Annotated in this window: 10 protein-coding genes; 6 read left to right on the forward strand and 4 right to left on the reverse strand. The window is 62.3% G+C overall.

The genetic code is table 11. From position 1 onward, the window contains the following. Positions 1 to 37: 37 nt before the first annotated feature. On the reverse strand, positions 38 to 1,441 hold the full coding sequence (locus ABI582_RS27825; RefSeq protein ID WP_442120881.1) for an amino acid permease: 1,404 nt from the start codon (positions 1,439 to 1,441) through the stop codon (positions 38 to 40). An 86-nt stretch (positions 1,442 to 1,527) separates the two neighbouring features. Further along, positions 1,528 to 2,559 carry a histone deacetylase family protein gene (locus ABI582_RS27830; protein WP_442120882.1) on the reverse strand — a complete coding sequence of 344 codons (1,032 nt, stop codon included), beginning with the start codon at positions 2,557 to 2,559 and terminating at the stop codon, positions 1,528 to 1,530. A 123-nt stretch (positions 2,560 to 2,682) separates the two neighbouring features. On the opposite strand from ABI582_RS27830, the gene ABI582_RS27835 reads away from it, so the two are divergent. Beyond that, on the forward strand, positions 2,683 to 3,165 hold the full coding sequence (locus ABI582_RS27835; protein ID WP_442120883.1) for an Lrp/AsnC family transcriptional regulator: 483 nt from the start codon (positions 2,683 to 2,685) through the stop codon (positions 3,163 to 3,165). Between the two features lie 205 nt (positions 3,166 to 3,370). Here ABI582_RS27835 and ABI582_RS27840 read toward each other — a convergent pair whose 3' ends face one another. Further along, on the reverse strand, positions 3,371 to 4,282 hold the full coding sequence (locus ABI582_RS27840) for a LysR substrate-binding domain-containing protein (RefSeq protein ID WP_338744330.1): 912 nt from the start codon (positions 4,280 to 4,282) through the stop codon (positions 3,371 to 3,373). Between the two features lie 96 nt (positions 4,283 to 4,378). Between ABI582_RS27840 and ABI582_RS27845 the strand changes: the two genes are divergently transcribed. The 5 genes from ABI582_RS27845 to ABI582_RS27865 all read left to right on the forward strand — a co-directional run bounded on the left by ABI582_RS27845 (position 4,379) and on the right by ABI582_RS27865 (position 10,852). Beyond that, positions 4,379 to 5,470, forward strand: a complete 1,092-nt coding sequence (locus ABI582_RS27845; protein ID WP_016499198.1) for a tartrate dehydrogenase — start codon at positions 4,379 to 4,381, stop codon at positions 5,468 to 5,470. A 194-nt stretch (positions 5,471 to 5,664) separates the two neighbouring features. Then, a complete protein-coding gene (locus tag ABI582_RS27850) occupies positions 5,665 to 7,263 on the forward strand; it encodes a BCCT family transporter (protein ID WP_338744332.1) in 1,599 nt (532 codons plus the stop codon). A gap of 120 nt (positions 7,264 to 7,383) precedes the next feature. Continuing rightward, positions 7,384 to 8,505 (forward strand): ring-hydroxylating oxygenase subunit alpha, encoded by a 1,122-nt coding sequence (locus ABI582_RS27855; RefSeq protein WP_234228054.1) that lies wholly within the window; start codon positions 7,384 to 7,386, stop codon positions 8,503 to 8,505. 78 nt (positions 8,506 to 8,583) lie between these two features. Further along, the gene (locus ABI582_RS27860; RefSeq protein ID WP_442120884.1) at positions 8,584 to 9,555 is read left to right on the forward strand and encodes a PDR/VanB family oxidoreductase; all 972 of its coding nucleotides are present in this window, start codon (positions 8,584 to 8,586) and stop codon (positions 9,553 to 9,555) included. A 217-nt stretch (positions 9,556 to 9,772) separates the two neighbouring features. Next, on the forward strand, positions 9,773 to 10,852 hold the full coding sequence (locus tag ABI582_RS27865) for a PAS domain S-box protein (protein ID WP_442120885.1): 1,080 nt from the start codon (positions 9,773 to 9,775) through the stop codon (positions 10,850 to 10,852). 167 nt (positions 10,853 to 11,019) lie between these two features. Here ABI582_RS27865 and ABI582_RS27870 read toward each other — a convergent pair whose 3' ends face one another. After that, a complete protein-coding gene (locus ABI582_RS27870; protein ID WP_442120886.1) occupies positions 11,020 to 11,853 on the reverse strand; it encodes a helix-turn-helix transcriptional regulator in 834 nt (277 codons plus the stop codon). Positions 11,854 to 11,889 lie beyond the last annotated feature (36 nt).

Consider the following 11,889-nt stretch of genomic DNA (forward strand, 5'->3'; position numbering starts at 1 on the left):
GCGGGTGAACCCGCTCCCACAGGGGTATGGCATTCGCTCAGGGGTGTGCTGCGCGGCGGCGATAGGCCAGCAGCAGGAACACGAACCACAACGGCATCACGCACAGCGCCAACCGGGTATCCGGCTGCAGCGCCAGCAGTACCAGCACAAAGCCGAGGAAACCCAGGGTGGTAATGGCCATGGGCACCCCGCCCGGCAACTTGAACACCGAGGCATTGTGCGCAGCCGGGTTGCGTTTGCGATAGGCGAGGTACGCAGCAAGGATCATCGACCAGGTAAAGATCACCAGTATCGCCGACACGGTCGAAATCAGCGTGAACACCGTCATCACCTCAGGGATGATGAACAGCAGGCTCAACCCGATCAGCATGCACACGCCGGAAAACACCAGGCTGTACACCGGCACGCTCAGTGCCGAAAGCCTGGCGAACAGGGCCGGCGCGTTACGCCGCTCGGCCAGCCCGAACAGCATTCGGCAACCCGAGTAGACGCCGCTGTTGGCCGACGAGGCTGCCGAGGTCAGTACCACGAAGTTGATCATGCCGGCCGCCGCCGGGAAGCCGGCCAGCAGGAACAGTTCGACGAAGGGGCTGCGGTTGGCCGGCACCTCGGCCCACGACACTACGCTGATGATGCACACCAGCGCCAGGATGTAGAACAGCAGAATGCGCAAGGGGATGGTGTTGATGGCCTTGGGCAGCGAGCGATGAGGGTTCTTCGCCTCGGCGGCGGTGGTGCCGATCAGTTCGGTGCCGGCAAAGGAAAACACGGCAATCTGGAAGCCGGCAAAGAAACCGCTGATGCCATGGGGCAGCACCGCGCCCGGCGCGACCACGTTGGACAGCGAAGCAACCACGCCATTGGGTGAGGTATAGGAGGTGCCGATCATCACCGCCGCCGTGATGATCAACAGCACGATGGCGACGATCTTGATGATGCCGAACCAGAACTCCACCTCGCCAAAAATCCGCACCGCCAGCATGTTCAGCCCCAGCAGCACGAACAGGGTGAAGAACGCGGGTAGCCAGGCCGGTGCATCGGGGTACCAGTACTGGAAGAACCCGGCCACCACCACCACGTCACCCACCACCGCCACGCTCCAGCTCAGCCAGTACGACCAGCTCAGCACAAAGCCGGCGCGCGACCCCAGGTAATGGGCAACGATGTCGGCGAACGACTTGAAGCGCAGGTCGGACAATAGCAGCTCGCCCATGGCGCGCATGACGAAGAACACGAAAAACCCGAGGATGGCGTACACCAGCAGGATCGAGGTGCCGGACAGCGCGATCACCTTGCCCGAGCCCATGAACAGGCCGGTGCCGATGGCGCCGCCTATGGAAATCAGCTGGATGTGGCGGTTTTCCAGCGTGCGTTGCAGGTGCCCGTCACGGTCGGGCGTTACCGGTTTGCTTTGCTCAAGGCTTGCGGGCATGTCTTGCATGGCGACCTCTTCTTATTGTTGGCCTGTCACATGTCGCTGTGCCGTTGCGAGGCCCATTACAGGCCTCGTCACGGCTGGTAACGCGGTTAGCGCGCGCTTTCAAAACCCTGCAGGGTGTTCACTGCGTTGATGCCGATTTCGTCGACCATGTAACCGCCTTCCATCACGAACAGGGTCGGGATACCGGCACTGGCGATCTCGGCGCCCATGCGCAGGAAGTCTTCGCTGGTGAGCTTGAAGTGGCTGATCGGGTCATCCTCGAAGGTGTCGACCCCCAGCGACACAACCAAGAACTGCGGCCTGTGCGCGACAATGCGCTTGAGTGCATCCTGCAACGCCGGCTGGTACTGGGCCCACTGCGTGCCCTTGCCCATCGGGTAGTTGGCGTTGAAGCCCTCGCCAGCGCCTGTGCCTTGTTCATGGGCGTAGCCGGAAAAGTACGGGTAGGACACGTGCGGGTCGCCATGCAGGGAGGCGAAGAACACATCCGGGCGATCGTAGAAGATGTTCTGTGTGCCGTTGCCGTGGTGGAAGTCCACATCCAACACAGCCACGCGCTTGGCGCCCTGGCTCAGGCAGCGCTCGGCGGCGATGGCGGCGTTGTTCAGGTAGCAGTAGCCGCCCATGTATTCCCGTGCTGCATGGTGCCCCGGTGGGCGACACAGGGCGAAGGCGCTGTCGGCACCGTCGATGATGCGCTGCATGCCAGTCAAGGCAACGTTGGCGCTGCTGCGCACCGCCTCCCAGGTGCCGGCAGTGATCGGCGCTCCAGCGTCCATGGCATAAAAGCCCAGCTTGCCGTCGATGAAGCCGGGCTCACGGTCGATGGCCAGGTCGCGCACTGGCCACACCAGTGGCAGTGCATCGTGGGTCTTGCCGGTGGCGGCCCATTCCTGCCAGGCATTTTCCAGGAAGCTTACATAGCGCTCGCTGTGCGCCGCCACGTAGCAGGCACGGTCGAAGGCCTGTTCGGCAATGACATCGCCAAGGCCGGTGCTGTGCACCCGGGCCAGCACGGTGTCGGCACGCTGGGGGTTCTCGAACGATGGCGTGATTGCGCCGTCCTTGAGTTCCGAGCCATGGTGCAAGCGGTGGTTGTTGCTAAAGACTGTCAGCACGCGAATGTCCTTTTTCAAGGGGTTACCGGATAACCAATTTTCGCGACAGAGCGGTGAAAATGCTTTGCTTTATGCTCAGACAAACTGGATGCTTGAGCAAAGTATTCACACGGTTAGCCCCCTATGAGCAAAGCTTTTGCTATCGAACAACTGGACGATACCGACCGCGAGCTGCTGCGCCTTTTGCAGGAGAACGGCACCCTGTCGAGCGCTGCGCTGGGCGAGCGCCTGTCGATGACCGTGACGCCCTGCTGGCGCAGGCGCAAACGCTTGGAGGAGCTGGGCATCATCAAGGATTACCAGGCCAACCTCGACCGCAGGAAGCTGGGGTACGACGTGATGGCGTTTGCCCAGGTGCGCTTTGGCAACCATTCGGCCAACGCACCGGATGAGTTCGAGCAGGTGATATTGAAACTGCCGCAGGTGCTGTCCTGCCACAAGGTGACCGGCGAGGCTGATTATGTGCTGACGGTGTTGGCGAATGACCTGGAGAGTTATGGGCGATTTGTAGAGGAGGTGCTACGCCGTCAGCCAGGCATTGCCTCGATCCAGTCGAGCCTGGCGCTGCGCGAAGTGAAGGCGGTTTCCCGAATACCCGTGCCCTGAAACCCAGCGCGCTGCGCTTTTGATTTTTGTAGGAGCAGCCTTGTGCTGCGAAGAGGCCATTGCAACCGCAGATAATCTTCAGCCTTACCGGCCTCTTCGCAGCACAAGGCTGCTCCTACTGGGTGATGCGGTAGCCTGGTTGATGGTGCAAGACAGTTGATCCCACAAAAAATCAAAAGCAGACCGTACATGATGTGGGTGCAGCCTACTCCGGCAAGCTGTAGCGCTCGGCAAAGTACTGGCGGAAAAAGTCCACCGCCACCCGCACCTTGGCCGAACTGGCCAGCGGCGAGGTGTACACCGCCCAGATGTCCGCCGGCTGGTGATAAGCCTCCAACACCTGCACCAGGCGCCCGTCCTGCAAGCTGTCGTGCACGTCCCACCATGAGCGCAGCAGTATCCCGCGCCCGTCCAGGCACCACTGGTGCGCCACTTCGCCATGGTTGGTCGACAGGCCGCCGGTCACCCGCACGCTTTCTTCACCCAGCGGCCCCATCAGTTGCCACACGCCGAACGGGTGGTCGCGCTCCTTGATCACCAGGCAGTCGTGGCTGCCCAGGTCGCCCAGCACCTTGGGCATACCGCGCCGCGCCAGGTACGCCGGCGCGGCGCATAGCACCCGGCGGTTGCGCGCCAGTGGCTTGGCGATCAGGTTGGGGGCAATGGCGTTGCCCACGCGGATATCCAGGTCGACACCTTCGGCAATCAGGTCCACCAGGCGGTCGTGCACATCCAGGCGAATGTCCAGCCGCGGGTAGCGCTCGGCCAACTCCGACAGTGCCGGCGCCACGAAGCGCCGGCCCAGGCCCAGGCTGCTGGCAATGCGCAACTGCCCGGCCGGCTCGCGGTGCTGGGCACTGATGTCATCGCCCATGCGCTGTACGGCGTCGAATATCTGCAACGCCCATTGATACACCCGCTCGCCCTCCTCGCTCACCGTCACCCGCCGGGTGGTGCGGTGCAACAGGCGTACATCCAGCGTTTGCTCGAGCATGCGGATGCGCTTGCTGATATACGCCGCCGACATCCCCAGCTCATCGGCCACAGCCGCAAAACTGGCGCGTTTGGCTACTTGCAGGAAGATATTGAGATCGTCGAGGTTGGGCAGATTATTCACGTATCGTGTTCCAAGAATCCATGATTGGCCAGATTATCTCCGAGCCGAGCCCTTATAGCATGACCAGCACCTGTTCCCTAGACACGAGTGCACCCCATGAGCAAGACGTTCAGAATCGCGGCAATCCCAGGCGACGGCATCGGCAACGAAGTACTGCCCGAAGGCATTCGCGTAGTCGAGGCCGCCGCGCGCAAGCACGGCCTGGACATCAGCTTCGAGTTCTTCGAATGGGCCAGCTGCGACTACTATCTGGCCCACGGCAAGATGATGCCGGACGACTGGTTCGAACAGCTCAAAGGTTTCGACGCCCTGTACTTCGGTGCCGTGGGCTGGCCAGACAAAGTGCCGGACCACATCTCGCTGTGGGGTTCGCTGCTCAAGTTCCGCCGTGACTTCGACCAGTACGTGAACATTCGCCCGGTGCGCCTGTTCCCCGGCGTACCCTGCCCGCTGGCGGGGCGTGAACCCGGCGACATCGACTTCGTGGTCATCCGCGAAAACACCGAAGGCGAGTACTCGTCGCTGGGCGGGCGCATGTTCGAAGGCACCGAGAACGAGTTCGTGCTGCAGGAATCGGTGTTCACCCGCCGTGGCGTCGACCGCATTCTCAAATACGCCTTCGAAGTGGCCCAGACCCGCGAGCGCAAGCACGTCACCTCGGCCACCAAGTCCAACGGCATGGCCGTGAGCATGCCGTACTGGGACGAACGCACCGCCGCAATGGCAGCCAATTATCCGGAAATCAGCTGGGACAAGCAGCACATTGATATCCTCTGCGCCCGCTTCGTACTGCAACCAGACCGCTTCGATGTGGTCGTGGCCTCGAACCTGTTCGGCGACATCCTGTCCGACCTGGGCCCGGCCTGCGCCGGCACCATCGGCATCGCGCCATCGGCCAACCTGAACCCCGAGCGCAAGTTCCCGTCGCTGTTCGAGCCGGTGCACGGCTCGGCTCCAGACATCTACGGCAAGAACATCGCCAACCCGATCGCGATGATCTGGTCCGGTGCGCTGATGCTCGATTTCCTCGGCAACGAGGGCACCGACCCACGCTACCGCGCTGCCCATGATGACATCCTCAAAGCCATCGAGCAGGTCATCGCCGCCGGTGACGTAACCCGCGACATGGGTGGCCAGCAGTCTACCCAGCAAGTGGGCCAGGCCATCACCGCGCTGATCGAAGCCTGATGCACCCAGGGCCGATTGTCAGAAGTGTCTGACAATCGGCCCTTTGCCTCTTGCGAGCGGCGTGGATTGTATGCAAAATCTGTTAACCATTAGATATTAGTTAACCATTGGTTAACGACCAAGGAAGGAGTGGTATCGCTACACCCCGGATGCCTGCCGGGTATAACAAGTACGCCAACGTCCAGGAGACGATGATGTCGCACAAGAATAAAAAGATTGATGTGTTCCTGATTACCGTGAGCCTGATCGCCGTACTGCTCACCGTGATCGGCCTTGCAGCCTTCCCCGCCCAGGCTGAAAGTGCCGCCAACCAGTTGTTCGAGCTGTCCACCCGCACCTTCGGTACCAGCGTGCAGGTGCTGGTGTTCGGCAGTACCCTGGCCGTGCTGTACCTGGCCTTCAGCAAGTACGGCAACATCCGCCTGGGCAGTGGCAAGCCTGAATACGCCACCGCCACCTGGGTGTTCATGTTCATCTGCGCCGGCATGGGTTCGTCGACCCTCTACTGGGGCGTGATGGAATGGGCCTACTACTACCAGACCCCGGGCCTGAACATCGCCGCGGCCACCCCCAAGGCACTCGAGTACAGCGTGGGCTACTCGTTCTTCCACTGGGGTATCAGCGCCTGGTCGATCTACGCACTGGCCTCGCTGGCCATGGCCTACCACTTCCATGTACGCAAGAAGAGCGGCCTGAACCTGGCTTCGGTTATCGAAGCGGTGACAGGTTTCAAGGCCACCGGGCCGGTGGGCCGTACCGTCGACCTGATCTTCCTGCTGACCATGATGGGCGCACTGACCGTGTCGCTGGCCCTCACCGCCTCTACCCTGACGCGCGGCCTGCATGACCTGACCGGCACCCCGGATACCTTCACCGTGCAACTGATGGTGATTGGCGGCGTGGCGGTGATGTTCTCGCTCAGCTCCTACATCGGTATCGATGGTGGCCTGCAGCGCCTGAGCAAGATGGTGTGCATCGGCGCGCTGGTGTTTGCCGCGGTTGTGCTATTGGTGGGCCCGACCCAGTTCACCCTCAACAACACTGCCAACTCGATTGGCCTGATGATCCAGAACTACGTGCACATGAGCCTGTTCACCGACCCGGCGGGCGACGGTGCCTTTACCCGCAACTGGACGGTGTTCTACTGGCTGTGGTGGGTGTCGTATGCGCCGGGCGTGGCCATGTTCGTCACCCGCGTTTCGCGCGGCCGGCAGATCAAGGAAGTGGTCCTGGCCCTGCTGATGGGAGGCAGCTTCGGTTGCTGGTTCTTCTTCGGCGCGCTGGAAAGCTACAGCATGCACCAGTTCATCACCGGCGCGGTGGATGTACCGAAAATGCTCGCCGAACAAGGCGGCGAATCGGCCGTGACGCACCTGCTGCTGGCCTTGCCGTGGGGCCAGGTGTTCCTCGGTGTGTACCTGTTCATCATGGCCATCTTCTGTGCTTCGCACATGGATGCCGCGGCCTATGCGGTGGCTGCCACCAGCACCCGCAACCTGCGTGAAGGTGACGACCCGACACCCACCCACCGCCTGTTCTGGTGCGTGGTGCTGACCCTGGTGCCACTGGCCATGCTGTTTGCCAAGGCCTCGCTGTCGACCATGAAGACCGCCGTGGTACTCACCGCAATCCCGTTCATGGTGATTCTGCTGGTGAAGATCTATGGCTTCTTCAAGTGGATGATCGCCGATTACGGCCAGGTACCGGCCCACGCCATCGAAGAAGAGGCTGCGCGGATGGCCGGTGAGCAACCTGCCGAGCATGCCCCGCGCAGCGCTGCTGCGGTGCATTGATTCGACCAGAGGGGCCGTACTGCGGCCCCTCTGGATGGCTGCAAATTTTTTTGCCTGATCTGTTAACCAACAGATACGTGTTAACCAACAACTATAAACCGAGCTTGTGAGAAACCTGTCATGAACGACTTCAAACGCCTGCCCGCCGATTTCTGTGCGAACGCCGACGAGGCCTTCACCATCCCGGCCAATTTCTACACCAAGGCCGCGGTGTTCGAACACGAGAAAGAAGCCATCTTCGCCCGCAGCTGGATCTGCGTGGGCCACCGCAGCGAAGTGGCAGACAACAATGCCTACATCACCCGCGAAGTGATCGGCGAAAGCATCATCGTCGTGCGCGGCCGTGATAGCGTGCTGCGCGCGTTCTACAACGTCTGCCCGCACCGTGGCCACCAGCTGCTCAGCGGCAGCGGCAAGGCCAAGAACGTCATCACCTGCCCGTACCACGCCTGGACCTTCAAGCTCGACGGCGAACTGGCCCACGCCCGCAACTGCGACAACGTGGTCAATTTCGACAAAGAGAACTCCACCCTGGTGCAGCTGCGCGTCGAGGAATACGCCGGCTTCATCTTCATCAACATGGACATGGACGCGGGCTCCGTCGAAGACCAACTGCCAGGCATGCAAGCACGCATGCGCGAAGCCTGCGCGGTAATCGACGACCTGCACCTGGCGGCGCGCTTTGTCAGCGACACCCCGGCCAACTGGAAGTCGATCGTCGACAACTACCTGGAGTGCTACCACTGCGCCCCTGCGCACCCAGGCTTCTCCGACTCGGTCGACGTCGGCCAGTACAGCCACACCATGCACGGTAACTGGACCCTGCAATATGGCCTGGCCAAGCCTTCGGAGCAGTCGTTCAAGTTCGACGAAAACGTGAAAGACCCGTCGTTCGCCGGCTTCTGGGCCTGGCCGTGCACCATGTTCAACGTGCCGCCAGGGGCCAACTTCATGACCGTGATCTACGAGTTCCCGGTCGATGCCGAAACCACCCTGCAGCACTACGACATCTACTTCCTCAACAAGGACATCACCGAGGAACAGCAGAAGCTGATCGACTGGTACCGCGAAGTGTTCCGCCCAGAAGACCTGCGCCTGGTCGAAAGCGTGCAAAAGGGCCTGAAGTCGCGTGGCTACCGTGGCCAGGGCCGGATCATGGCCGACCGCGAGCGCAGCGGCATGAGCGAACACGGCATTGCCCACTTCCACAACCTGATCGCCGTGGCCCACCTCGACGATTGATGGCAACCGCTCCACGTTTATTTGCACGTAAAGGTGCGCGGCAGGGCCTGCCGTGCACCCAGGCAGTCGAGGTGAACCATGGCCAACACTTATGAAATGTTCAGCGTACGCGTAACCGACGTGGAACACGCCACGCCGCTGATCAAGCGCTTTACCCTGGCCCGCGAAGACGGCGCTGCGATGCCCGCCTTCACCGGCGGCAGCCACGTCATCGTGCAGATGCAAGGCACTGACGGCAGCCAGTTCAGCAACGCCTATTCGTTGATGAGCGACCCGCGCGACACCCGCAGCTACCAGATCGGCGTACGCCTGGAAGAGCAGTCCAAGGGTGGTTCGGCGTTCATGCACCAGCAGGTAGAAGTCGGCACCCACCTGACCATCTCCTCGCCCAACAACCTGTTCGCCCTCGACCCATCGGCTGGCCGTCACGTCCTGATTGCCGGCGGTATCGGCATCACCCCGTTTCTGGCGCAACTGCATGAGCTGGAAGGTGGCAGCACCGATTACGAGCTGCACTATGCCTTCCGCGCGCCAGAGCACGGCGCGTTCCAGGACCAGTTGGCCAACGGCCCGCACGCAGCCAACACGCGGTTCTACATCGACAGCCTCGACCGCAAGCTTGACCTGGCCGCCCTGTGCGCGGGGCTGGACGAGCAAGCGCACTTGTACGTGTGCGGCCCCAAACCGCTGATCGACGCGGTCATCGCCTGCGCCGCCCAGGCCGGCATTGCCGAGCAGCGCGTGCATTGGGAACAGTTTGCCGCCACCCCGGTCACCGGCAGTGCCTTTACCGTGGTGCTGGCGCAATCGGGCGTGGAACTGCAGGTGGAAGAAGGCATGACCATACTGCAGGCCATCGAGAAGTCCAAGGCTGCCAAGGTCGAGTGCCTGTGCCGTGAAGGCGTGTGCGGTACCTGCGAGACGGCCATCCTTGAGGGTGAAGCCGAGCACTATGACCAGTATCTGAGCGATGAAGAGAAAGCGGCGCAGCAGAGCATCATGCTGTGCGTCTCGCGCGCCCGCACGGCGCGGCTGGTGCTTGATCTCTGAGAAATGCGGTCCCTGTAGGAGCGGCCTTGTGTCGCGATGGGCCGCACAGCGGCCCCAGGATCTTTGCCCTGGCACACAATTGCCGGGGCCGCTGCGCGGCCCGTCGCGACACAAGGCCGCTCCTACAAGGAGTTGCAAATCACCCAGGGCCGTCAACCCAAAGTTGACAAGTTGCGTATACTGGCAGGCTCTTGGCCCAGATCAGGACACCCTGCCGATGTTGGAAAACAGCTTCGCCTTCCGCCTCAAGGAACTGCTCGAGCATCACAAGCTGACCCTGCAAGCCGTGGGCACGGCCTTGGGCATTTCGCGCACCGCCGTGCACAAGTGGACCCGCGGCGGCGAGATCGACTACGACAACCTGCGCAAGCTGGCCGACTTTCTCAAGGTCAACTGGATCTGGCTGCGCTATGGCGACGAAGCACTGCAGAACATCCAGCAACCGCAGGTGGTCGAGCTGCCGATGACCGACGTGCGTCGGCGCCTGACCGCCGAGATCATGGAAAGCGAAACGCGCATGAAGCTGGCCCAGGAAGGCGCACGCATCGTCACCTGGGAATGGAACCTGATCAGCGACGAAGTCACCTACTCGCCCAACGTCGAGCAGGTCTATGGCTGGCCGGTCCATCACAACGAAGACTTCTGGAAGCACCTGCCCGACGAAGACGTGCAGCGCATGCAGGTGATGTACGCCGACGCGGTGGCCGACGGCAGTGGCTGTGAATGCGACTTCCGCATCACCCGCCCGGACGGTGAAGTGCGCTGGATTTCTTCCCGCGCCACAGTGGTGCGCGACAGCGCCGGGCGCTCGGTAAAGATGGTTGGCATCAGCATGGACAACACCGAACGCCAGGTGGCCCAGCAGGCGCTCAGCCAGAGCGAGGAACGCTTCCGGGCGATCTTCGAGCTGGCCTGGGGTGCCCTGGCCTACATCGACCCGGACGGCACCTGGCAGCGGGTCAACAACAGCCTGTGCGAGTTGCTGGGCTACAGCGCCGATGAACTCTACGGCATGACCTTCCAGCAGATCACCCACGCCGACGACCTGGCGCAGAACCTGCAGCTGCTGCAACGCATGCTGGCCGGCGAAACCGAGCGCTACGAAGTGGAAAAACGCGTGCGCCGTAAGAACGGCGAGTACATCTGGGTACGCGCCCGCACCTCGCTGCAGCGCCGTGGCAATGGCGAGCCGGAACACCTGATCAGCGTGTTCGAAGACATCAGCGCCGAGCGCCAGGAACATGAACGGCTACAGGCGCACATCGCCGCCCTGGAGGCCCACCTGGCCGCTTCGTGAGCAGGCTTACGCGAACGCCTGTAGGAGCGGCCTTGTGTCGCGATGGGGCGCGCAGCGGCCCCGGCAATTTTGTGTCGAGACAGGGATTGCGGGGCCGCTGCGCGCCCCATCGCGACACAAGGCCGCTCCTACAAGGACCTCCTTAAGCCAGGCACATCCGCGAAACGTCACAGCCCCGATTGATCGCCGCGCAGCCAGTCGATAAACCGTGCAAACAACTCGGACTGCGAGTTGATCTCCAGCTTCAGGTACAGGTTCTTGCGGTGCATGCGCACCGTCTCCGGTGAGATGCCCAGCTCCAGCGCGGTCGACTTCACCGAGTGCCCGCGCAGGATCATGTGGGCCACCTCCCGCTCACGGTCGGTCAGCACCTGGCAACCAAAGCTGTCGAACGCTGCCTGCAGGCTGCCGTGTTCGGCCGATGCTGCGCCGGGCTCCAGGTTATGCCGGGCATAACGCCCCAACAGTTCCCGCACCATGGGCTCCAGCGCCCGCAGCAAGTCGACCTGCCCGGCACTCAGAGGCGTGCCGCTGCAACCCTGGAACAGGCTGAGCGACAACTTGCGGCCAGCGCTGAGGTCGACGATGTAGTAGCTGTCTTCGCTGCAACCGGTGCCCAGGTAATAGGCCTTGTAGTAGTCGCTGTCGAAGAAGTTGTCGGGGGCGATTTCCTGCAGGTGGTAAAAGCCTTCGGCCAAGCCGCTTTGCACGGCCAGGCAGAATGGGTCGAGCAGGTAGCCGGCACTGAAATAACGCTCAAGCACCGCGGTGCGGTGCAGCTCGGGAATGCCTTGCTGGTACAGCAGCTGCGGCGCCCGCCCCTGGCACTCAAGGCTGATCATCATCGATTCAACCTGCACCAGCTGGCCGATGGCAGCGGCCACATACTCCAGCGCCTCGGGCGTATCGCTATTGGCCAGCGCACGCTGCAGCGCCGCATGCCATTGCTGCAGCGCGCCCATTGTCAGGGTAAGCGAGGTGTTGGGAGTGGCCTGGGTCATGCCCGGCAGTCTAGCCTGCCAGGCACGCCCGCGCAC

This window comes from Pseudomonas sp. SAS7, assembly GCF_052112345.1.
GTDB lineage: Bacteria > Pseudomonadota > Gammaproteobacteria > Pseudomonadales > Pseudomonadaceae > Aquipseudomonas > Aquipseudomonas putida_Q.